We start from the raw sequence: 22,236 nt of genomic DNA on the forward strand, positions 1-22,236 counted from the left end.
GTAATAAGAAAATCAAGGGGAACCCGACGGTGGATTGGGACAAGCTACGTGTATTCCATGCCGCGGCGTCGGCAGGGTCATTCACCCATGCCGCCGAGACGCTCCACCTCTCGCAGTCGGCGATCTCGCGGCAGGTGAGCGCGCTCGAGCAGGAGTTGGGCGTCAGCCTCTTCCACCGCCATGCGCGCGGCCTGGTGCTTACCGAACAGGGCGAGATGCTTTATCGTGCCGCGCACGACGTCCTCATGAAACTCGAGACCGTCAAAATACGCCTGTCCGAGACGAAGGACCGGCCTTCCGGCGTACTCCGTGTTTCGACCACAGTGGGGCTCGGCAATGGCTGGTTGACGGAGAGACTGCCGGAATTTGGCGAACTTTATCCCGATGTGCAACTCCAGGTGATCCTGGACAATGAGGAGCTCGACCTTACGATGCGGCAGGCCGATTGCGCTCTGCGCATGCGACAGCCGCAGCAGCCGGACCTGATCCAGCGCAAGCTCTTTACGGTCCATTTTCACGTCTACGCTTCGCCCGCCTATATCAGCCGGTTCGGCAAGCCCAATTCGATCGACGAGTTGGACCGGCACCGGATTGTCATCTTCGGAGAGACGGTGCCGCCACATCTGAGCGATATGAACTGGTTGGAGACGGCCGGCAGGCCCGAAGGGTCAAAGCGCGCTGCCGCGCTGCAGATCAACAATATCCTGTCTATAAAGATCGCCGTCCAACGGGGTGCGGGGATCGCGATCCTGCCCGATTATGCCGTGGGCAACGATAGCGGCCTTGTGCAGCTTCTGCCCGAGACGGAAGTACCCTCCTTCGATACGTATTTCTGCTACCCCGATACGATGAAGAACCAGGCGAAGCTTCAGGTTTTCAGGGATTTCCTGATTTCGAAGTCCCGTAGCTGGACCTACTGACCGGCTGTTTTGCAGAGCCTTGCAAAAATGCATAGGTGAAATGCAAAAGACCGTGGTTGTTATTTGAGCAGCCAATGCTCATATCGTAGTCACTCCCGGGGCGCGTTCTCCTCCCATTAGCCCCCGGCGAGTGTTCCCCTCTGGAGGTTTCGCCTTTATGGCACTTCCAACAATTGGGCCGGATCTCTTTGATCCGGCTTTTTTTTTTTGCCTCTGGTTCTGCTTCTCGCGAGAGCAGGCTGATCCGCCAAAGGCGCAGGGGCTATGGCGAATCATTGCTGCTCGTTGAAGAATCAAGCCGCTTTGCCCCGGCTGCTCATTGCATCCTCGGCCAATCTGCCGGTCAATTCGGCCATGTGATCGAAGACGGCGATGTAATCAGCAACACCCGCAGTTGCCGAACGAAGCTCAATGATGAGATTTCCCATCTCTGCTTCCGGGACCATGGCCTCCACCATATCCCATCCAGGCCAGCCCGGACGTGTATTGAAGCCTAGAATCTGCCCACGCCTTTGCGAGAGGATTGCCGTTACCCTCGCCGTCGCATCTGATGGTGTGTGGACCTCCACCTTCAGGATCGGCTCGAGGAGAACGGGGCTGGCTGCGGCAAGGCCTTCTTTCATGGCGAGGCGTGCTGCCTGCTGGAATGCCATGTCGGAGGAGTCCACCGCGTGATAGGAGCCATCGGCAAGGTTGACGCAGATGTCTACGACGGGAAAGCCGAGCGGCCCCGTTTTCAGCGAATCACGAACGCCTGTCTCCACCGAAGGAATATATTGCTTGGGAACCACCCCGCCCGTGATCGTCTCGGTAAATTCAAAGCCGCTGCCGCGGGGCAGGGGCTTTATGTCGAGAACGACGTCGCCGAACTGCCCATGGCCTCCCGACTGCTTCTTGTGTCTTCCGCGCTGTGTTACAGCCTTGCGGATGGTCTCCCGGTAAGGGACCGAAGGTGGACGCGTCTCGACCGCGACCTGGTATTTCCCCTCCAGCCTTTCCTTCGCAACCCGTAAATGCATCTCGCCCTGGCCACCCAGGATCGTTTCCGCAGTGTCCTGGCTTTGCTGCAGGATCAGGGAGGGGTCTTCCTCCCGTAGCTTCTGAAGGGCGAGCGACAGCTTTACCTCATCCTTGCGGTCGCGTGGGCTGACTGTCATCGAAAAAACCGGGCGAGGGGGCGTGGGCCTGGCAAGTTGCTCCACGGCGGCCTTTCCCGTCGAGAGCGTGTCCCCCGTGCTCGCGCCCTCAAGCTTTCCAAGCGCGACCGTTTCGCCTTCGTTTGCTGCGGCAAGCTTTGTCTGGTCGCGGCCCAGAAGCCTGTAAATGCCCGAGATTCTGCCGGCGCCCGGAAGCTCCATTCCATCATTGACGCTTCCGGAAAGGACGCGGGAAACCGAGATCTTGCCGCCGTGGCCGGTGTGTATCGTCTTCATCACCTGAAGCGTGGTGCCGCTTTCGCCATCGGCAAGGCCGAGCCGCTTTCTTGTCGCGGTTACGTCGGGCACGTCATGCCTGATTGCCTTCAGTAGCCGCAGGATACCGTTGCCCTTCTCAGCCGAGCCTATCAGGACGGGTGTGACGGTCCCCTCCCGGACATCTGCCGCCAAGTCATCGAAGATCGCGTCTCGTGGCGGCTCGATCTCCTCCAGCAACTGCTCCATCAGCTGGTCGTCGTGATCGGCCAGGGTCTCAAGCATGGAGAAGCGGGCTTCCAGTTCACGCGCCTTTTCATCGTCGGGAATGGGTGCGATCTCGCTTTCCGCGTGCTCTCGATAGATATAGGCGCGCTCCAGCGCCAGGTCGATCGAACCGATGAGCACGCCGCTCTTGCGAAGCGGAATATGGCGCAGGAGCAGCGGGGATTTGCTTGCGGGCTGCAGCGCCTTCAGAGCCTCCCGCACGCCAACGGCGCTCTTGTCGAGCTTGTTCAAAAACAGCATCCGAGGAATGCCGATGTCATCGAGCCGGCGAAGGATGAGCTGAAGCATGGGAAGCTTATGATCCTCGGCATCGACCAACACGATGGCCGCGTCCGCTGCCGCAAGTACCGGGCCGGACTCCTCTGCGAATTCAACAGAGCCGGGGCAATCGACCAAGGTAATGCTTTCATCCATGAAATTCGTCGTGGCGAAACTCGCCTCGACGCTCATCGCATGCGTGCGGGCCTCGGCAATCGCGTTGCCCTGCGCTGATATTTCGCCCGTGCGCTGCAATATGGCTTGGAACAGAGTTGTCTTACCGCTGGCAAGCGGACCGAGAATGGCGATGCATTTCGGACCCTTGTACCTGTCTCCGGCTCGGTTACCCATGGCCGACCTCCTCTCACGTGTCCTCCCATGAGCGGCAGCCGGCCCCCCAACGGCCGTCGCACTTTCGGGCGGCGACCTTTGTCGACGCCACAGGGCATGGTCACATGGGTTCGTTCCCTCGGCAAGGGGGGAGGTTAAGTTCCGCCGGAAAGGGAGGCTAGCCGGGCTGGAGATCCAGTTCCCAGGTCTGCCCCACGAGGTCCTTTCCGAAGGAGTGATGCGGCTCTTCCTTGACGAGCCTAAAGCCTGCGGCTTGGTAAATTCGCCTCGCGGAGACAAGAATATCGTTCGTCCAGAGGGTCAAGGTTCCATAGCCCTTGCCCCGCGCGAAGGTAATGCACTCGTCGACGAGCCTCTGGCCGATGCCAAGACCCCGCGCACTTGGCTCCACATAGAGGAGCCGCAGCTTGGCGACCTCCTCGGATTGCTTGACGACGAAGACCGAGCCAAGAACTTCTCCGTCGCATTCCGCAATCCAGGAGCCTTCCCAGCGTGGATCGAAGTTCCGCACGAAATCGCTCAGGATCTGCGCTACCAGCGCCTCATAAGTTTCGTCCCAGCCATATTCCTGGGAATAGAGAAGCCCTTGGCGATGGGTGATCCAGCCGATATCGCCAACGCGCAGTGGACGCAGCCCGTACCGCCCCTCTCGATCGGCCGCCTGCCCGAGCAGTTGCTCGATGCTTTCCATCGCGTCCACAAGCCTGTCCCTTTCGCGCGCGGGAATGGATGCAAGCAAATCTCCAATTTGCTCTCGCGAAGCCTGATCGAGCGGTCTGAAGGCGTTTCGCCCTTCGTCCGTCAATGCAAGCAAAGCTTGTCGTGCATCCTTGGCGGAAAGGCTGCGCTTCAGAAAGCCGCGTTCCTCAAACTTCTTGAGGATACGGCTCAGATACCCAGCATCCAGCGCCAGGTGGTTGCCGAGTTCCGTTGCTGTGAGACCCTCCCGATGCGCTAGTTCGAAGAGGACGCGCGCTTCCGTCAGCGAAAATTCGCTCTTGAGCAACCCTTCTTCGAGAAGTCCGATCTGTCTGGTGTAGAAGCGGTTGAAGCGGCGGACCGCTGATATCTGCTCTTCCGATGGAAGCTGACGCGAGGCAAAGCTCATTTGGCGGCTCATCTGATACTTGACAGAGTCAAGTATATGTCGATCCGCCCCGCGCGCAATAAAAAACCGCCCCAGCAAAGAGCCGAGGCGGTTCGGATGAGAATACGGCCCTTGCGTCTAACGCAGGTTAGCGGTGAAGCGCTGAATGCGCCGGCAGGCTTCCTCAAGAAGCGTCTCGGACGTCGCGTAGGAAATGCGGAAATTGGGGCCGAGCCCGAAGGCCGAGCCATGGACCACAGCGACGCCCTCCGTCTCGAGAAGCTCGGAGACGAAGTCCGCGTCGTTTTCAATGACTTTGCCTGACGGTGCCTTCTTGCCGATCGTTCCTGCACAGGACGGATAGACATAGAACGCACCTTCCGGCACCGGGCAGTTGATGCCTTTAGCCTGGTTGAGCATGGATACCACGAGGTCCCGACGTTCCTGGAAGATCTTCTTGTTGCGCGGGATGAAATCCTGCGGTCCGGTCAAAGCCTCGAGGGCGGCAAACTGGCAGATGGTCGCCGCACCCGATGTCTGTTGGCCCTGGATCATGTCCATGGCCTTGATAAGCTCGATCGGGCCTGCCGCATAGCCGATCCGCCAGCCGGTCATGGCATAGGCTTTGGAGACGCCGTTCATGGTGAGGGTGCGCTCGTAGAGACGCGGCTCCACCTCGGCAATCGTGTGGAAGGTGAAGTCGCCATAGGTCAGGTGCTCATACATGTCATCCGTCAGAACCCAGACATGCGGGTGCTTCAGGAGCACATCGGCAACCGCCCTCAGCTCTTCGCGCGTATAGGCTGCGCCGGACGGATTGGATGGCGAGTTCATGATGAGCCACTTGGTCTTAGGCGTGATGGCCTTTTCAAGCACCTCCGGCTGAAGCTTGAAATTGTCTTCGAGCCGAGTCTCGGCGTAAGTAGGCGTGCCGCCGCACAGGGCCACCATTTCAGGGTAGCTCACCCAGTAGGGCGTCGGGATCACCACTTCGTCGCCAGGATTGAGCGTGGCCATGAAGGCGTTGAAAAGGATCTGCTTTCCACCCGTTCCTACGATGGTCTGCTTCCAGTCGTAATCGAGATTGTTCTCGCGCTTGAACTTAGCGGCGATCGCCTCGCGCAGGGGCTGGATGCCGGAGACCGGCGGGTATTTCGTCTCGCCGCGTTTGATCGCCTCGATTGCCGCCTGCTTGATGTTGTCCGGCGTATCGAAATCCGGTTCGCCTGCGCCAAGTCCGATGACGTCACGACCCTGTGCTTTGAGCTCCCGCGCCTTCTGGGTGACGGCGATGGTGGCGGAGGGCTTCACGCGTGAAAGGGCGTCGGCAAGGAAAGCCATTGGTCGATTTCTCCACTGGGAATTGATGTCTCCGCTCGGCTCGCGGGACACGCCTTAATGTCCGATCGCGCGCGAATTCGCAAGGGCAGAGGCTTTTTGCGAGGTCGCTAAAAATGCACTCAAATTTTTTAAGGGGGCTTCATCGGGCGAATGCAACTGTCGCGTCAGATGAATTCAAGCCGCGACGGAGCGCAGAGCTAGAGATGGCTCTCCGCGAGCGCCGTTGCGCGAGCGAATGACGGACACATGACGGACGCAGCAGACCTTGCCCGGCGCATCGACAACGCCATCCTCGTCGATGAAATAGGGATAGAGACCGGCCGCTACGGGCCCTATCACCTGAAGACACTCTACCAGCCGATCTTTGCCAATACCGCACAGGGCCTCATTCCCCGAGGGGTAGAGGGGTTGGCAGGCCCTCAAAGGGAGGGGCAGCCTGTCGCCACCCGTGCCTTCTTTGCCGAAGTGAGCGCAGCGGAAGACAGGCTCTTTGTCGAGAATCTCTGCCATACATTGCATCTTCGAAACTATCCGAACATCGGCGTGGATGGCTTGATGCTCTTCATCAAACATTATGCGAGCGCCGATCTCGGCCTGGACGCCGCAAGACGGCAGGTTGCGGACGTGGCCGCCTTTCTGGACGAGATCTCCGTCGATCCTGCGCTGCTCGTTTGCGAAATTGCGGAGACTGCCGACGAAACGCTAATGACCGAGATTGCCGCAGAGCTCCGCAAACGCGGGATCCGCATCGCGGTGGACGATTTTGGCGTCGGCCGCTCCACGCTGTCCCGCGTGAGATTGCTCGATCCGGAGGTGGTTAAGATCGACGGTGGGTGGTTCCGCCGCATCGCCGATGTCGCGATGGCGGCCAAACTTCTCAACTCGCTGGTGGATGCACTGCAACGCGAGGGCCGGCAGGTGCTTATCCAAGGCATCGAGACGGCCGCTCAGCTACGGGTTGCGATGCAGACAGGGGCTGATTTCGTCCAAGGCTACCTGCTTGGGCGCCCGAAGCTCGCCGGCGCCATTTTTGACGCAAGCCCGCTCCATATTGAGGGTCTGTTTGCCTCGGGTGACAGGGTCGTACCGCTGTTTGCCGCGCCGGGCCGCTCGCGCTGAGCGTTTGCTCAATCCGTTTGATGGGTTGAGCAAAACTATTCATTCGTAGCAGCGCTGTCGCCACGCTACAGCATCAGCCGAGAACCGAACGCGATTTCTCGTGCAGCACGATCCGAAGCTTACGGCTTCGCTCGTGCGGCCGAATAGACATTAAGCGCTGTAGGCAGCCAAGGGGCGGAGCGGGCAATGAAACTCTATGGAATGAAGGACAGCGGCAACTGCTACAAGCCGCGGCTGCTGTTGGCAAAGCTGGATATACCTTTCGAGCATGTGGAGACGAACTCACGTGACGGCTCCACCCGTCAGCCCGCCTTCCTTGCAAAGAACCCGAACGGGAAGGTGCCGGTACTCGAACTGGATGACGGCAGGTTCATCTGGGAATCCAACGCCATCCTGCTTTATCTGGCCGAGGGCACCCGATTTCTTCCGGCGGATGGCTATAGACGCGCACTCGTATATCAATGGCTCTTCTTCGAGCAGTACAGCCACGAGCCCTACATAGCCGTGCGGCGCGCCCTTACGAAATATCCCGAGCGGGCAGCATTGGCGACCCCCGAGCGCATGGCGGCCACCCTTGACGGCGGCAATCGCGCTTTGGAAGTGATGGAGCGGCAGTTGGCATCAACCCCATTTCTTATCGGTGCTGAGCTCACCGTCGCTGACATAGCGCTTTACGCCTATACCCATGATGCAGACACTGGCGGATTCGATCTATCGCTCTTTCCGGCGGTGTCGGCATGGCTGGAGCGCGTCGCAAATGATCCAGGGCATGTGCCGCTCAGCTATGTGGGTTGAGCGGCGATGGCGACCCTTCAGCCGGTTTGCGCTTCGAAGGACGGAATGCTCCGAAGCTGTAAATGATCACCGCAATCTGAAGGCCGACTCTGGTTTTTGCGGCGTGCGCTAAGCGGCCTTATAGGAATTCGAAGGTCCGGGCGCCGGTTTTCGGGATTGTCGCACCATCTCCAGTACGGCGTTGAGTTCGTCAATGTCGACATAGAAGGCCCGGGCGAGGCGGATCGGGATCATTTCTTCCGATATGCCGTGGGCAAGCATCTTCTGAACGGCAACCATGAGCTGCGCTCGATCGACAAGGCGAATCTTTAAATTGTCCTCTGATTGGGACCGCATGTTTTCCCCGTGGGCAAAGAGGTGTGGCCGCTGACGCTGCCGATATCTTTCCAAAACACGCGACAAATACGGAGACAGGAAGGCATTCGCGAAAACACACGCAACGCGAATCACAACCTAAGATTACGCCTGAGAAAGACACCCTCGCAAGCCTTATCGCGCAAGGAGGATGGTTCATCGTGAGGAGAACCCGTCTGTGGATAGCCTGTTCAAAAAGCGAAGGACGGTTGCATTGGCCCTGAATTGGGCGGTTGCGCCTTTTCGAGGGCCAGCATTCTTTGCTTTGTGGTCGTTCCGCCTGGCGCCGAAAAGCCGCCAAGCTTGCCACCGGCAGCAAGAATGCGGTGGCAGGGAATGATGAGAGGCACTGGATTCCTTCCGAGGGCGACACCCGTCTCGCGTGCGCTCTGGGGGAAACCTGCAGCGGCGGCAAGCCGCCCGTAGGTGGTGGTCTGCCCATAGACGAGACGGCGTGCTGCCCCGTAGATGGCATGGCGAAACGCATCCACATCTTCCAAGTCGAGCGGGAACGACGAGAATTCAATTCGTTCGCCCGCGAAATAGCAACGCGTCGCCTCCACCGCTTCCGCCACCGTGCCCTGCGGTTCGCAGGCGATGGAGCCTTGGAGAGAACGTGTCATTCGCTCCTCAACCGATGCCGGCGCGCTCATCGGAAGCGCGAAACGGCGGATGCCGCGCTCGCTCCAGGCTATTCCACAAAAGCCCATGGCGGTTTCGAACACATAATGGAAAGACATCAAGCGCTTCCGATATGAAACGGCCTAGTGTAATTGGTTTTGAGTACATATCAAGAACAAAAGCCTGACTTACAGCCCCTTACACTGCCTGCGTAGATTGGGAAAACTGCAGGCAACCGCACGAGAGCAGGGTATATTTGAAAGGCGATCCCTGTTTTCGGGTCGGCGCGTCAGAAACCTCGTTGAAGAATGCGGAAGGATCGGATATGCAAATTTCCGGGGCGCGGAGGCAAAGTGAAACGGGGAGCTTGCGGGACCTTGCCATCCTATATCCGGGCCGTCGGCCTCTGCGCATTTCTCTCTATTCCATTTCTTGCAGGATGCAGCACTTCGGGCGACGGCGCCACGGCGCTCGCTATGGCGAATGCCGGAACGGCAGCGGAAGAGCGCGCGACCGGGAAGGACGATGTCGTCGCCAACAGCCTGGCTGCCGAGCAGGATGCTGAGATCGAAGGCGTGACGGCTCTGGTTACACCATCGCCCCGGCCGAACAAGGAAGCGGTGGCGGCGGTTGATGCGGTTGTCAGCGATAAGAAGGACGGAACCGCGGAGCAAGCCAATGCTTCCGCTGGAGCCCAGATACTTCCGGGTGTGAAGCCGCAGGTGATGCCGGACGCTGTTCCCGTCACGGCGGCTGCGTTTGCAAATCCGGGCAAGGACAAGCTCGCAGCTGTAGCGGCGCTTGAAGAGAGCGGGAAGGTTCGTGCCGTTGCGCCAGGCAGCCCGGAGCTCGATGCTCTCATCGCGAGATATGCCGCGTTCTACAACGTGCCCGAGAGGCTGGTCAGACGCGTGGTCAAACGGGAAAGCAATTTCAATCCTGCCGCCCGAAACCGTGTCTATTGGGGCCTGATGCAGATCCGGCACGACACGGCGCAAACTATGGGTTATCGCGGACCGGCACACGGCCTGCTCGATGCCGAGACCAATCTCAAATACGCAGTCAAATACCTGCGGGGCGCTTATGTCACCGCCGGCGGCAACGAGGATCAGGCTGTCCGGTTCTATTCGCGGGGTTACTATTACGACGCCAAGCGCAAAGGACTTCTTGAGGAAGCCGGCCTCAGGAACTAAGCGGTTCACACCGCCCGGAAGCGGCGTGAATGTCCAGCTTGCTACAGCATCGGCCGAAACCGAAATCTGTTCAATGACTTTCAGCGTCCTTTGTGCGTCCGAATGGACGCACGGCGCTGTACTAGAAGCGCATCCTGAAGCGCGCGTCGAACGTGTTCGTTCGCGTATCGCCGTTGAAACTCCCGCTATAGGAAAGGCTCATCGTCGCATTCTTTGCGAGTTCCAGATCAAGACCGAGACCCACCATAGCCTCGTTCTTGGCGAGTGGCAGGCCGGCCGTGGTGAAGGACGGTACACCTTCAAAAGCCAGATCCGATGTCGGCTTGGTGTCGCCGAAGGCGTGCCGCCAGCCCGCAGTGGCGCTCAGCTTTACGGGAACCGGAAGGCTCTTCAGTTTCATCGAGGCACGAATACCAGCGGTGCTCAACGTTTTGCTAAATCTGTCCTTTCCGGACGACAGGCCGACGGTGCCATTTTCATCGAGGCTGCCGGTCCGCAAGTTGACATAGGCCAGATTCGCAAAAGGCTCGAAGCGAAACGCGTTCTTGTCCACTTCCCATGAAATCTCGCCGAAGGTCTGGAACAGGCTACCGTGATAATCGGCGTTGAGCTGCTCCGCGATGCCGGGGAATTTGATCATCCGCATGGTGGTGAGATCGAGCCAGCTATATGCGAGACCGCTTCGCACGCCAAAAGCATTCCAGCGGCCGCCACCATAGAGGCCGAGGTGATAGGCCTTCAAATCAGTGGTGGAAGACCTTTCATCGACGGAGTAATTGCTCCAGCCCATTCCAGTGAGCGCGCCGATACGCAATCCTCCAACCGGCAGATCGCCACCGATGAGGAACCCGCCATTGTCAAGGTCTAGGCCGGCCGCGTTTCCATTGCCGTCGAAACTGCCCCAGCCGCCAAAGGCTGCGCTCCAAACCGTGAACCGCTCGCTGTCCTCCGGGAGGGCTTCCGCGCCATCGGGGCTGTAGGCCAGAATGGGCATGCTGAGAGTGCGTGCGCCGCTAAGCGCCGCTCTCAGGCGATCATTCGCGGCATCCCGTATATAGCGGCTGTCCTCGACGATTGCCGGCTTCTGGCTCGCGTAGATTTCGCCGGAAAGCTGATCGAGCGCTCGTCTTGCGCCATCCAGACTCTGTTGTGCCACGTGCTTCCAAGGAGTTGAGTAAGGAGCGCCGTCAAGTGCATTCGCGACAGAAGACTGGTTTGGCGTGTACGCCGCGCTGGCAAAGGTCCTCCCATTGGGCACAAAGGAGAGCGTGACGGCATTGGTTCCGTAATAAAGAAGCGGGTTGAGGAAGGCCGACATGCTGTTGGTCGTGAACGAACCGAATGACCCGTTGATGCCCCTCTCCGCGACAATGATATCCAGCGGCGAAAGAGGGGCAAGGCCACCCTCTAATTTGACGGCCAGAGCACCGCCTTCCAGCCTAATCGATCCGGGGTTATCAACGTCAAGTAAGTCGGCCTTGTCTGCGGCAACGTCCACCTCATAGGTCGAAGTCCCGGTAAGGATGGTGTCGCCGTCCACCTCCAACTCGCCGACGTTTCCCGCTGTACCTGGAGAGAGCACCCCCCAGATTTCGAGGTTCGCAATGATGGTTCCATCTGCGGCGTAAAGCGTGGCATCTTCGCCAACCATCACATCAGAGCGCAAGGTGCCCGCGAGAACCAGCGCACCGCCAAGAACCTGTGTTCCTCCTTCATAGCTGTTGTCGCCGCCAAGCAGCAGATGGCCTTCACCGCGCTTAATCAAGCTGCCGGGCCCTTCGATATCGCCGAGCCACATGGTGTCGTGACCCTTGGTATCGACATCGAAGACCATGCCGAAAAGCGGATCGCCAAAATATTTGGGGCCGAGGATCGCCCGTCCTAGATCGAACATGCCCCGACCATAGATCTCCCGCGGACCGATCGGCCGAGCGGTGGTCAGGATTATCTCATTGATCTGGCGTGCGGTCATGTAGGGGAAGGCCTGCCGGAGCACTGCAGCGCCGCCGGAAACAACCGGCGCTGCCATCGACGTTCCGACCTCAAGACCATATTTCCCATCGGGCAGGGTAGAATAGATCTCTGAATATTCCTCTGTTTGCCCAGGCTTTGGATCATCGCCTCCGGGTGCGGCAAGGCACCACTGCCAAGCAAGGCCACAGTGGTTGCTGTAGCTCGCGATGGCGCCTTCCCGGTTCGTAGCGACCACTGCAATCAACGAACCGCCCAGATGCGAATAGTCGAGATCGTCGTACTTGGGATCCGTGGGGTTTGCGTAGACATAGCTATCAGGGTCGTAGTATTTCCCGGCCGTTATGATTTGAAAGACATTCGAACGTAGGTTTCCCGCTGTTATCAGTGGCAAGAATCCCGGGCCGGTAGGATTCGCTGCCTGGTTCGGCTGTTCGTCGTACTCGTTACCTGCCGCGAAAACGAGAACGACATCTGCGTCTGCTGCGGCTTCGACCGCTTCGGCCGATTCCTCGAAACCGAACGCCGTGATTGGGTGGGGCATGACACGGTAGTGCACGTTCGCTATCGTTCTTCCCCCAATCTGCAGAGACTGCGGAGGATAGGCGGGTGGGCCGTAGCTGCCGTTGATCACTTTGGCGCCTCGGCTTGCAGCATAAACAAGCGCATTATTCGTCGGTGCCCGAAATGGCCACAGTTCGTCAGTAGGCCACTGCCGATGGCCTTCAACGCCATGAGTTCGGCGGCATAGGCTACGCCCATATTGCCGATACCGTTGCGCGCGGCGCCGAGAATACCGGTAACGTGGGTGCCATGGCCATCATCATCGAAGATATCATCAGCGTCTTCGCCCCTCAAAAAAGAAAAGGACAAAGGCGAAACACGGCCCAAGAACTCGGGGTGGTTTGCATCAATGCCCGAATCAATGATTGCGATGAGCACGCCGCGGCCATCATAGCCCCCGCTTATAAGCCTCCGCTGCATTGATGGGGCCGAGATACCAGCTCCTGTCGAATTCGAGAGCAAAGGCCTCGGCCGACTGGGCATAAACGACGCTGGGTGAGGCTCCGATGCACGCACAGATTGCGACGAGGCTAACGCTCCTCCAAAAGGCTCTAAGCATATCATTCTCCAAATATGTCGTTCTAACCAGCCGGGCTTTCGCTCCTGTGGATAGGGAAAATACAATTTTAAATTGTTATTTTCGACTGATTCCCGGCTTCTGATATGCCACGGAAGAGGGCTTGGGACGGTAAATGTCAGCCCTTCCGGCGCTCCTGCCCTCGCCATCTCTCTCTCAGGTTCCCATCCCCGAGGGAGGTGACTGCGCTCTCGAACAGCTGCGCGGAACCGACCCTGACGCGGCGTCGAGTGCCCTTACGCTTTCGCTGCCGTGACTACCTATTGCAAGACCGATGATAGCCGTCCGGCCCTCTATGGGATCACGGTCCGCCCTCCTATAATGGCACCATCGGCACCAACGAAGCGGAGGACAGGATGGAGATCATGCGAAGCGGGTCGGCGCCCTCCGGCAAGGGCCCAGCGGAGTATTTTACCGGAACGGTGCGGCTCGACCCGCTATTTACTGCGCCGGAGCCGGCGCGGGCAGTGGGCGCGCTCGTCACCTTCGAGCCCGGCGCGCGCACGGCCTGGCACACGCACCCGCTCGGCCAGACGCTGATCGTGACGTCCGGCCTCGGGCGGGCGCAGCGCGAGGGCGGGCCGATCGAGGAGATCCGGCCAGGCGACGTGGTCTGGTTTCCGCCGGGCGAAAAGCACTGGCACGGCGCCAGCCCCACCACCGCGATGACGCATATCGCCATCCAGGAAAGGCAGGACGGCGCGACGGTGGAATGGCTCGAGCATGTCACCGACGAGGAGTATGGCGGGTGATGTGGCGCCGGCGTCGGCCTAGCCGCCAATCGCTACCTTGGGTGATTGCGGAAGCGATGGTGCAGAGCGCCCTATCTCTCCCCTTGCGGGAGAGAAAGCAAATTCTTGTGCTTGGCGCTAGCCAAGCCCTTAGAATTTGCAAGAGAGGGGATTGGTTGTCGTGCTGAGAGGGACCCCCTCTCTTGCGATTTCTAACACTTAGCCTCCGCTTCGCTCCAGCTAAGATGTTGAAATCGCTTTCTCCCCCGCCAAGGGGGAGATATCGCCGGCATCGGCCTTGTTGCTAATCGCAAAGGCTGGTGATTTGCGGATGCGATGGTGCAGAGCGCCTTATCTCTCCCCTGGCGGGAGAGAAAGCGAATTGTTGGGCTTGACGCTAGTTAAGTCCTTAGAATTTGCATGAGAGGGGATTGATTGTCGTGCTGAGAGGGACCCCCTCTCTTGCGATTTCTAACACTTAGCCTTCGCTTCGCTCCAGCTAAGATGTTGAAATCGCTTTCTCCCCCGCCAAGGGGGAGATATCGCCGGCATTGGCCCTGTTGCTAATCGCAAAGGCTGGTGATTTGCGGATGCGATGGTGCAGAGCGCCCTGTCTCTCCCCTGGCGGGAGAGAAAGCAAATTCTTGGGTTTGGCGAAGCCAAGCCCCTAGAATTTGCAAGAGAGGGGGTGTTTTATCTCCCGATCCTCCCCGCCTCATGCAGGATCGTGAGGCAGACGCCGTCGAGGTTCTTTTCCACCTCGTCGTTCCAGAAGCGCAGGGTTTTGAAGCCTTGAGCTTCGAAATGCCGGTCGCGCACGGCGTCTCGCGGAGACTGCGAATGCTGCCCGCCGTCCAATTCGATGATCAGCCGCGCCTCGAAGCAGACGAAATCGAGGATGTAGCCTTCGAGCGGCACCTGCCGCTTGAACTTCAACCCTTCGAGTTTCCTGTTGCGCAGCGCCTGCCAGAGAAGGTTTTCGGCCTTCGTCGCATCGGCCCGCATGGTGCGGGCATACGTGCGGTGCGGCGGTGGAACAGCTTGGCGCATGATATCTCTCCCCCCAGGGGAAGAGAGCAGCGTCGGCGCCCCCATCTCTCCCCTTGCAGGAGAGAAAGCGATTTCAACGTCTTAGGCAAGCCACCGGCGTAGCCCAAGCGTTAGCAATCGAAAGAGAGGGGATATTTTGATGTGTCGCGAGGAACCCCCTCTCTTGTCTTTTCCAAGCACTTGCTCGGGGTCCCCTCGCAAGCGCAGGAAAAGACTTTCTCCCCCGCAAGGGGGGAGATAACGCCGGCTTCGGCCTTGCCGCTAATCGCAGAGGGTGATGATTTGCGGGAGCGATGGCGCATCGATCTCTCCCCTTGTGGGGGAGAAAGCAAATTCTTGGGACTTGGCGAAGCCAAGCCCTTAGAATTTGCAAGTGAGGGGATATTCTGCAGCGCCGTGGGACCCCCTCTCTTGCGATTTCTAACACTTAGCCTCCGCTTCGCTCCAGCTAAGATGTTGAAATCGCCTTCTCCCCCACCAAGGGGGAGATATCGCCGGCACCGGCCTCGGCGGCAGTCGCAGACATTGGTGGTTTGCTGAAGCAGCAATGCAAAGCGCAAGAGAGGGGTAGTTCTGTCGCGCGTTAAAAGGGCCCCTCTCTTGCGATTTCTAACACTTAGCTTCCGCTTCGCTCCAGCTAAGATGTTGAAATCGCTTTCTCCCCCGCAAGGGGGGAGATATCGCCGGCATTGACGTCGCCGTTAATCGCAGAGGCTGGCGATTTGCTGGGCGACTGCGACACACAAAGATGTGGACTAGCTTGTGAAAGGCTTCGCTTCGCGCTTACGAAGCGCGGCATTCTGCTTCCGATGTTCTTTCAGCGTTTCGGGGCCAAGTCGCATAAAAATTGTTGCTATCTCGTTGCATAGATTCTGCAACATTTGCGCGGCAGCTATTCGGTCGATAGTCGGATAGCTGGATATCAATGCAACCGTTGTCGTAGTTAGCGAAAGGGCCATCATTTGAGCTGGATCTGCCATGGCGCTGTTGCTCTCGCCTACCAAAAGCACCGTCTTTCTGTTCTCAGAGGTGCCCAGCATGGCCGTTGGAGGGCGATAGGCTCCGTGAGTATCAGCGCAAGCCCACTTATTCAGCGCAAGCCCACTTATAACGCGGTCGCCAATGATCCATCCGAACCGATTTTTCAAGTTCGGAAAAATTTGGAGAGCCCTTTAACTCAGGTTTGGCCCAACCCCAATCGCGAGCGATTTCCTTCCCAAATTCAGCGACTACTAGGTCATTAATTTGGGATATTTCTTCGAATTCTTTATCTCTAGGTGCTTTTAGGTTAGCTCTTTTCTGATGTTCTCTGTATTGCTTAGCAGCCTTAAATGCTTCTATATGTCGATGAGCTATATATCTCCTCGAAACTATTTTCTGATGCTGCGATAAAAATAACGCAATGACTGACAATTCGTGAAGTGTTCTCCAACGCCCCAGAGCGCCGTCAGGAAAGCCATTTTTCATTAGGCTGAATATTTCACGCGCTACTAAAACCGAGCGAGCGTGTATGTTTATGAGGGCTTCGAGCTTCCAATCTTGCGTCCGATACGCTTTCTCTCTCTCAGCGATGTTGATTGCTTCACCAGTTTCCTGGCTGGTAACTATCAGCATTTGAAGAAGATCGAACCCATCCTTCCAACGCTGGTAATTTCGCTCTCGAAATCCAGACTCCAACTCCGCATATTCGGAGATCATCTCCGGCAAGCGCTTCTTGCAATCGGAGAAAACGGCTTTGGAAAGCTCCGCGATAGCCTTGGTTATAGCGTTGCCAATGATCTTTTCCAACTCGGTCTCCGATATTCCCGCCTTCTTGGCTTTCAGGGCCTCCCTCTCGACCACCTTTTGAACTGCTTTGTCAATTTCATCCATTCGCCATTTTCGACGAGCCATAACATCCCCACAGCCCAGCAGCTCAAAAATACCCCTGCAGCGGCCTGACCTCCAAACTTCCAGCCTTCAGCGCCGCAATGGCTTCCACCACCGCGTCCGCCCCGGCCATGGTGGTGTAGTAGGGCACCTTTTGCATCAGCGTCGCACGGCGCAGTGATTTTGAGTCCGAAACGGCCTTCTGGCCGTCCGTCGTGTTGAAGACGAGCTGGACCTGCCGGTTGCGGATGGCGTCCTCGATGTGCGGGCGGCCTTCGAGCACCTTGTTGATCTTCTCGGCCTCGACGCCGTTCTCGCGCAGGAAGCGCGCGGTGCCGCCGGTGGCGAGCACCTTGAAGCCGAGATCGGCGAGGCGGCGGACGGCGGGTAGCACGCGCGCCTTGTCCTCGTCGCGCACGGAGACGAAGAGCGTGCCGGAGCGGGGCAGATCGACGCCCGCGCCGAGCTGGGCCTTGGCGAAGGCCAGCGCGTAGTCGCGGTCGAGACCCATGACCTCGCCGGTGGACTTCATCTCGGGGCCAAGCAGAATGTCGACGCCGGGGAAGCGGGCGAAGGGGAAGACGGCTTCCTTCACCGCGATGTGGCCGAGATCGTTGATGTCGGGAAGCTGCCCATAGGTCTCGAAGGCTTGGGCGAGCGTCTCGCCAGCCATGACGCGCGCGGCGATTTTTGCGATGGGCCGGCCGATTGTCTTGGCCACGAAGGGCACCGTGCGCGAGGCGCGCGGGTTGACTTCGAGGACGAAGACCTCGCCGTCCTTCACGGCATATTGCACGTTCATCAGACCGCCGACATTCAGCGCCTTGGCGAGCGCCTTGGTCTGGCGTTCGAGCTCGGCCACGATCTCCTGCGAGAGCGAGTGGACGGGGAGCGAGCAGGCCGAGTCGCCCGAATGGATGCCGGCCTCCTCGATGTGCTCCATGATGCCGCAGACGTAGACTTGCGTGCCGTCTGCGAGGCAGTCGACGTCCACCTCGATCGCTTCGGTCAGATAGGTGTCGAAGAGGAGGGGGTTCTTGGACAGGAGCGTGTTGATCTGGCCGGTCTTGTCGGCCGGGTATTTCTGGCGGATCTCCTCGGGCACGAGGCCGGGGACGGTGTCGAGCAGGTAGGACTGGAGGCGCGCGTCGTCATAGACGATCTGCATGGCGCGGCCGCCCAGCACATAGGACGGGCGCACGACCAGCGGGAAGCCGAGCTCGGAGGCGATGACGCGGGCCTGCTCCACCGAATAGGCGATGCCGTTCTTCGGCTGCTTGAGGCCAAGCTTCTGCAGGAGCTTCTGGAAGCGGTCGCGGTCTTCGGCAAGGTCGATCGCGTCGGGCGAGGTGCCGAGGATCGGGATGCCCTCGCGCTCCAGCGCGTCAGCGAGCTTCAGCGGCGTCTGGCCGCCGAACTGGACGATCACGCCGACGAGTTCGCCGGCGGCCTTCTCGGCGCGCAGGATTTCCAGCACGTCCTCGGGGGTGAGCGGCTCGAAATAGAGCCGGTCGGAGGTGTCGTAGTCGGTCGAAACCGTCTCCGGGTTGCAGTTGATCATGATCGACTCGAAGCCGGCTTCCGCCAGCGCAAAGGCCGCGTGGCAGCAGCAATAGTCGAACTCGATGCCCTGGCCGATCCGGTTCGGCCCGCCACCGAGGATGACGACCTTGCGGCGGTCGGAGACGCGGGCCTCGTCGGCGGGAAGGCCGGCGAAGGGTGTCTCATAGGTGGAGTACATATAGGCGGTGGGCGCGGCGAACTCGGCGGCGCAGGTGTCGATGCGCTTGTAGACCGGGTGGACGGAGAGGGATTCGCGAATCCGGCGAACCTCTTCGGCGTCTTTCTTCACGAGCGAGGCGAGGCGAGAATCGGAGAAGCCCATGGCCTTCAGCATGCGCAGATTGGCGGCGTCCCCGGGCAGGCCGTGCTCGCGGATGCGCTCTTCCATGGCCACGATCGCGGCGATCTGCTCCAGGAACCAGGGATCGATGTGGCACATGGCGTGGACGTCGGCCACCGATGTTCCCATGCGCAGCGCCTGGGCGACCATGCGCAGCCGGTCGGGGGTCGGCGTGCCCAATGCGGCACGGATCGCGTTCTTGTCGTCACCCTGGCCGAGGCCCGGGATTTCGATTTCGTCAAGGCCGGTGAGACCGGTTTCGAGGCCGCGCAGCGCCTTCTGGAGCGACTCGGCGAAGGTGCGTCCGATCGCCATGACCTCGCCGACCGATTTCATGGCGGTGGTGAGAACCGGGTCGGAGCCCGGGAACTTTTCAAACGCGAAGCGCGGGATCTTTGTGACGACGTAGTCGATCGAGGGTTCGAAGGAAGCCGGGGTGGCGCCGCCGGTGATGTCGTTTTCCAGCTCGTCCAGCGTGTAGCCGACGGCAAGCTTGGCCGCGACTTTGGCGATGGGGAAGCCGGTCGCCTTGGAGGCGAGCGCCGAGGAGCGGGAGACGCGCGGGTTCATCTCGATGACGACCATGCGGCCGTCGGCCGGGTTGACGGCAAACTGGACGTTGGAGCCGCCGGTCTCGACGCCGATCTCGCGCAGCACGGCGATCGAGGCATTGCGCATGCGCTGGTATTCCTTGTCGGTCAGGGTCAGCGCAGGCGCAACGGTGATGGAATCGCCGGTATGCACGCCCATCGGATCGATGTTCTCGATGGAGCAGACGATGATGCAGTTGTCCGCCTTGTCGCGGACGACCTCCATCTCGAACTCCTTCCAGCCGAGGACGGATTCCTCGATGAGGACTTCGGTGGTCGGGGAGGCATCGAGGCCGCGCTCGACGATCTCGAAGAATTCCGAGCGGTTGTAGGCGATGCCGCCGCCCGTTCCGCCCAGCGTGAAGGAAGGGCGGATGATGGCCGGGAGGCCCACATGGTCGAGCGCCTGGGCGGCGATGCCGAGCGCATGGGACATGTAGCGTTGCTTGCGGTCGCCTTCGCCGCGCTGCCATTCGGCTTCGAGCGCGTCGAGTGCGGCATCCAGCTCGGCGCCGGTGTATTTGCTGCGCAGCTCGGCGCGCTCCGCCTCGTGCTTCTTGCGGTCGGCGTCCTTGACCTCTGTGGCGTTCGCCAGCATGGATTTCGGCGTCTCAAGGCCGATCCTGGCCATGGCCTCGCGGAACAGGGCGCGGTCTTCGGCCTTGTCGATCGCCTCGGCATTGGCGCCGATCATCTCGACACCGTAGCGCTCGAGCACGCCCATGCGGCGAAGCGACAGCGCTGTGTTGAGCGCGGTCTGGCCGCCCATGGTGGGCAGCAACGCGTCCGGGCGCTCCTTGGCAATGATCTTGGCGACCACTTCGGGGGTGATCGGCTCGATATATGTAGCGTCGGCCAGCTCCGGGTCGGTCATGATGGTGGCCGGGTTGGAATTGACCAGGATGACGCGATAGCCCTCCGCTCGCAGGGCCTTGCAGGCCTGGGTGCCGGAATAGTCGAATTCACAGGCCTGGCCGATGACGATGGGGCCGGCCCCGATGATCAGGATCGACTTGATGTCGGTGCGTTTGGGCATGAATGGTCCATTCCAAGAGGCGCTTGCGCGAAGAACCGGAACGGGCGAGCCCGGCCGGCGCAGCGGAGGATTCTTTTTGTCAGGCTAGGCGCGCCTTATAGGGAAGTCTTCGCGTGCAGGGAACCCCCAAAAGCGCAGATGTGCCAGAAGCGCGCCACGAAGGCGCGCGACCTTCCGTCGCCCGCCCCTCCTGGCCCGTTCAATCGAGCGTGAAATCGAAGCGATAAGTGGCCGAAACGCCGACGGTGAGCTGATTGCGGGAGCCGCGCCGGTCCACGAGAGGTGAGTCGGCGGCGGGGCCCATCAGCCGCTCATATTCTGTGAAGAAGCTGGTGGTGATCTTGTCGGTCGTCTTCCATGTGATCGCGGCACCCGCGCCAACGGACTTGATGCCACCGCCGGGATCGTAGCGCGGCAGGCCCGAGCGCGCCGATTCTTCGGCACTGACACCGTAATAGGCGTCGAAATAGTCGGCGCTCGCCATGGACAGGCGCGGACCGCCGGAAACGCGGACGGTTGGCGAGAGATCGTCAAAGACATCGACGGCGACGTCGGCCACCACGCCGCTGTGAGAGCGGATGCCCCTACGCACTTCGCCGCGGAGCCGGATGTTGTCGGTCGGATAGACTTCAACGAAACCGCCAGCCTCCACCCCGAACTTGACCGGGTCCAGGCCCTTGAGGGAATCGTCGGTGTCCTCATCGCGGCGGAAGACGAGCTTTCCGGCGATGCCCGCCCGGAACACGCCGGTGTCCACGAAGCCGAAGGAGGGATTGTCATTGCGCGAGGAGAAGCGCGTGGCCGAACCTTGGCGGCTCAGCGAGACCACGGGCGTCACCTTGAAGATCCAATCTTTGGAGCCATCGAAGCTTGGGGCAACCAAGCCCGCAGCACCGACGGTCAACGACCAGTCGCCCGACCAGAAATGCCTTCCGGCTTGCTGAGCTTCGGCCGCCGCTGGTGCAAGAAGGGGGAGGGCGGCCGCAACGGTCGCCAGAGAACGCTTGAACAAAATGAACTCCGGGTACGAACGCAGTACAGATTATCGCCGCATAAGCCGGAGGTTGTAAAAATTGATTAAATTTGTAGCGAATAAAGCTCGCCGCCTCCGGGATTCGGCAGTCGGTTCTCTTCTATTCCGCAGCCTTTTCCGGCGGGGGCAGCGTGATCGCCGTAGCGATGATCGAGTCGAGGAGGCCGGGAAAGCGTGTGTTGAGATCGGCGTGCCTGAGGGTGATGAAGCGGGAGGTGCCGCGCGGCTCGACCCGCACGATGCCAGCTTCGCGCATTTTTGCGAGGTGATAGGTAAGGTTCGATTTCGAGGTGAGATCGGTGAAGTGGGAGCAGGTCAGCGGCTTACCGTCCTGCCGGGCAAGATCGCCCAAGATGGCCAGCCGCGTAGGATCGCCCAAAACGGCAAGAACGGTCGCCAGATTGATCTCTTCGGTCGACGGATGAGGCAACATAACGACCCAAAGGTAATCGATCCCAGGCGCGATGCAAGCGGAAGGCTCGAAAGCAAATGACCATCCGCTTGTCTTGATCTGGTGGATTTCCTTAAATACCGGCAGCAGGAATCGGGGAGGACGATGTGAGTATCGAATTTCTTCTGACGACATTGATTGTCGTCGCCTCCCCAGGAACAGGGGTACTCTACACGCTTGCCGCCGGCCTGTCGCGCGGGGCACGGGCAAGCGCAGTCGCAGCTTTTGCATGCACGCTTGGCATCATCCCCCATATGGCGGCCGCGATCACCGGTCTGGCGGCTCTGCTGCATACCAGTGCGGTCGCTTTCCAGATCCTGAAATATCTGGGTGTTGCCTATCTGCTCTTCATGGCGTGGCAAACGCTCAAGGAACACGGCGCGCTCAAGGTGGAAGCCGAAACTGCTCCACGCTCCGACCGGCAGGTGATCGTCTCCGGCATCCTCGTCAACATTCTCAATCCCAAGCTCTCGATCTTCTTCTTCGCCTTCCTGCCTCAGTTCGTGAGCAGCGCAGACCCCAACGCGTTTGTCCGCATGCTGGAGCTGAGCGGTGTCTTCATGGCGGCCACCTTCGTCGTCTTCGTCGGTTACGGGCTGTTTGCGGCGGCGATCCGCAACCACGTGATCTCACGTCCGCGCGTGCTCGCCTGGATGCGGCGCACCTTCGCCGCCGCTTTCGTGGGATTGGGCGTGAAGCTTGCCTTGACGGAACGTTAGGGG

General features: G+C 59.8%; 18 protein-coding genes. 7 read left to right on the forward strand and 11 right to left on the reverse strand.

Annotated elements, in window-relative coordinates:
- Positions 1-29: 29 nt before the first annotated feature.
- On the forward strand, positions 30-920 hold the full coding sequence (locus CHEJ32_RS0103850; protein ID WP_028032676.1) for a LysR family transcriptional regulator: 891 nt from the start codon (positions 30-32) through the stop codon (positions 918-920).
- A gap of 293 nt (positions 921-1,213) precedes the next feature.
- On the opposite strand, the gene CHEJ32_RS0103855 is transcribed toward CHEJ32_RS0103850, so the two are convergent.
- From CHEJ32_RS0103855 to CHEJ32_RS0103865, 3 genes are all read right to left on the reverse strand, one after another.
- Entirely contained in the window at positions 1,214-3,229 is a 2,016-nt protein-coding gene (locus tag CHEJ32_RS0103855; RefSeq protein WP_028032677.1) for an elongation factor G, read from the reverse strand.
- A 157-nt stretch (positions 3,230-3,386) separates the two neighbouring features.
- A complete protein-coding gene (locus tag CHEJ32_RS0103860) occupies positions 3,387-4,337 on the reverse strand; it encodes a helix-turn-helix domain-containing GNAT family N-acetyltransferase (protein ID WP_028032678.1) in 951 nt (316 codons plus the stop codon).
- Between the two features lie 117 nt (positions 4,338-4,454).
- A complete protein-coding gene (locus CHEJ32_RS0103865; protein ID WP_028032679.1) occupies positions 4,455-5,657 on the reverse strand; it encodes a pyridoxal phosphate-dependent aminotransferase in 1,203 nt (400 codons plus the stop codon).
- Positions 5,658-5,903: 246 nt separating this feature from the next.
- Here CHEJ32_RS0103865 and CHEJ32_RS0103870 point away from each other — a divergent pair, with 246 nt between their 5' ends.
- The 3 genes from CHEJ32_RS0103870 to CHEJ32_RS27005 all read left to right on the forward strand — a co-directional run bounded on the left by CHEJ32_RS0103870 (position 5,904) and on the right by CHEJ32_RS27005 (position 7,883).
- Positions 5,904-6,776, forward strand: coding sequence for an EAL domain-containing protein (locus CHEJ32_RS0103870; RefSeq protein ID WP_028032680.1), 873 nt, complete (start codon positions 5,904-5,906; stop codon positions 6,774-6,776).
- 186 nt (positions 6,777-6,962) lie between these two features.
- Positions 6,963-7,571, forward strand: a complete 609-nt coding sequence (locus tag CHEJ32_RS0103875) for a glutathione S-transferase family protein (RefSeq protein ID WP_028032681.1) — start codon at positions 6,963-6,965, stop codon at positions 7,569-7,571.
- A gap of 156 nt (positions 7,572-7,727) precedes the next feature.
- Positions 7,728-7,883, forward strand: coding sequence for a hypothetical protein (locus tag CHEJ32_RS27005; protein WP_156936593.1), 156 nt, complete (start codon positions 7,728-7,730; stop codon positions 7,881-7,883).
- 233 nt (positions 7,884-8,116) lie between these two features.
- Here the strand turns inward: CHEJ32_RS27005 and CHEJ32_RS0103885 are convergent, their stop codons facing one another.
- Positions 8,117-8,665 (reverse strand): methylated-DNA--[protein]-cysteine S-methyltransferase, encoded by a 549-nt coding sequence (locus tag CHEJ32_RS0103885; RefSeq protein ID WP_028032682.1) that lies wholly within the window; start codon positions 8,663-8,665, stop codon positions 8,117-8,119.
- Positions 8,666-8,923: 258 nt separating this feature from the next.
- Here CHEJ32_RS0103885 and CHEJ32_RS0103890 point away from each other — a divergent pair, with 258 nt between their 5' ends.
- The gene (locus CHEJ32_RS0103890; RefSeq protein WP_028032683.1) at positions 8,924-9,739 is read left to right on the forward strand and encodes a lytic transglycosylase domain-containing protein; all 816 of its coding nucleotides are present in this window, start codon (positions 8,924-8,926) and stop codon (positions 9,737-9,739) included.
- Positions 9,740-9,860: 121 nt separating this feature from the next.
- Here CHEJ32_RS0103890 and CHEJ32_RS27625 read toward each other — a convergent pair whose 3' ends face one another.
- Both CHEJ32_RS27625 and CHEJ32_RS27885 read right to left on the reverse strand, forming a co-directional pair.
- Entirely contained in the window at positions 9,861-12,344 is a 2,484-nt protein-coding gene (locus tag CHEJ32_RS27625) for an autotransporter domain-containing protein (RefSeq protein WP_084032665.1), read from the reverse strand.
- Positions 12,341-12,652: a S8 family serine peptidase gene (locus CHEJ32_RS27885; RefSeq protein WP_198023813.1), complete on the reverse strand. Its 312-nt coding sequence runs from the start codon at positions 12,650-12,652 to the stop codon at positions 12,341-12,343. Before CHEJ32_RS27885 ends, CHEJ32_RS27625 begins: the two co-directional genes overlap by 4 nt.
- Before the next feature lie 555 nt (positions 12,653-13,207).
- On the opposite strand from CHEJ32_RS27885, the gene CHEJ32_RS0103905 reads away from it, so the two are divergent.
- Positions 13,208-13,603 (forward strand): cupin domain-containing protein, encoded by a 396-nt coding sequence (locus tag CHEJ32_RS0103905; RefSeq protein WP_028032686.1) that lies wholly within the window; start codon positions 13,208-13,210, stop codon positions 13,601-13,603.
- Positions 13,604-14,275: 672 nt separating this feature from the next.
- Here CHEJ32_RS0103905 and CHEJ32_RS0103910 read toward each other — a convergent pair.
- The 5 genes from CHEJ32_RS0103910 to CHEJ32_RS0103935 form a co-directional block, all read right to left on the reverse strand.
- Complete coding sequence (locus tag CHEJ32_RS0103910) at positions 14,276-14,632, reverse strand: endonuclease domain-containing protein (protein ID WP_028032687.1); 357 nt, start codon at positions 14,630-14,632, stop codon at positions 14,276-14,278.
- A 1,086-nt stretch (positions 14,633-15,718) separates the two neighbouring features.
- Complete coding sequence (locus CHEJ32_RS0103920; RefSeq protein ID WP_028032689.1) at positions 15,719-16,504, reverse strand: DUF5677 domain-containing protein; 786 nt, start codon at positions 16,502-16,504, stop codon at positions 15,719-15,721.
- 43 nt (positions 16,505-16,547) lie between these two features.
- Complete coding sequence (gene carB, locus CHEJ32_RS0103925) at positions 16,548-20,030, reverse strand: carbamoyl-phosphate synthase large subunit (RefSeq protein ID WP_028032690.1); 3,483 nt, start codon at positions 20,028-20,030, stop codon at positions 16,548-16,550.
- A gap of 199 nt (positions 20,031-20,229) precedes the next feature.
- Entirely contained in the window at positions 20,230-21,042 is an 813-nt protein-coding gene (locus CHEJ32_RS0103930) for a MipA/OmpV family protein (RefSeq protein WP_028032691.1), read from the reverse strand.
- A 121-nt stretch (positions 21,043-21,163) separates the two neighbouring features.
- Positions 21,164-21,496: a helix-turn-helix transcriptional regulator gene (locus tag CHEJ32_RS0103935; RefSeq protein WP_028032692.1), complete on the reverse strand. Its 333-nt coding sequence runs from the start codon at positions 21,494-21,496 to the stop codon at positions 21,164-21,166.
- Between the two features lie 125 nt (positions 21,497-21,621).
- On the opposite strand from CHEJ32_RS0103935, the gene CHEJ32_RS0103940 reads away from it, so the two are divergent.
- Positions 21,622-22,233, forward strand: a complete 612-nt coding sequence (locus tag CHEJ32_RS0103940) for a LysE family translocator (RefSeq protein ID WP_028032693.1) — start codon at positions 21,622-21,624, stop codon at positions 22,231-22,233.
- Positions 22,234-22,236: the final 3 nt, after the last annotated feature.

Source organism: Chelativorans sp. J32 (assembly GCF_000518985.1).
Classification (GTDB): domain Bacteria; phylum Pseudomonadota; class Alphaproteobacteria; order Rhizobiales; family Rhizobiaceae; genus Chelativorans.

Bases quoted from the DNA above. Each gene is read 5' to 3' on its own strand.
- CHEJ32_RS0103855 (WP_028032677.1), bottom strand. From the start codon at position 3,229: ATGGGTAACCGAGCCGGAGACAGGTACAAGGGTCCGAAATGCATCGCC.
- CHEJ32_RS0103860 (WP_028032678.1), bottom strand. From the start codon at position 4,337: ATGAGCTTTGCCTCGCGTCAGCTTCCATCGGAAGAGCAGATATCAGCG.
- CHEJ32_RS0103865 (WP_028032679.1), bottom strand. From the start codon at position 5,657: ATGGCTTTCCTTGCCGACGCCCTTTCACGCGTGAAGCCCTCCGCCACC.
- CHEJ32_RS0103870 (WP_028032680.1), top strand. From the start codon at position 5,904: ATGACGGACGCAGCAGACCTTGCCCGGCGCATCGACAACGCCATCCTC.
- CHEJ32_RS0103875 (WP_028032681.1), top strand. From the start codon at position 6,963: ATGAAACTCTATGGAATGAAGGACAGCGGCAACTGCTACAAGCCGCGG.
- CHEJ32_RS0103885 (WP_028032682.1), bottom strand. From the start codon at position 8,665: ATGTCTTTCCATTATGTGTTCGAAACCGCCATGGGCTTTTGTGGAATA.
- CHEJ32_RS0103905 (WP_028032686.1), top strand. From the start codon at position 13,208: ATGGAGATCATGCGAAGCGGGTCGGCGCCCTCCGGCAAGGGCCCAGCG.
- CHEJ32_RS0103910 (WP_028032687.1), bottom strand. From the start codon at position 14,632: ATGCGCCAAGCTGTTCCACCGCCGCACCGCACGTATGCCCGCACCATG.
- CHEJ32_RS0103920 (WP_028032689.1), bottom strand. From the start codon at position 16,504: ATGGATGAAATTGACAAAGCAGTTCAAAAGGTGGTCGAGAGGGAGGCC.
- carB (WP_028032690.1), bottom strand. From the start codon at position 20,030: ATGCCCAAACGCACCGACATCAAGTCGATCCTGATCATCGGGGCCGGC.
- CHEJ32_RS0103935 (WP_028032692.1), bottom strand. From the start codon at position 21,496: ATGTTGCCTCATCCGTCGACCGAAGAGATCAATCTGGCGACCGTTCTT.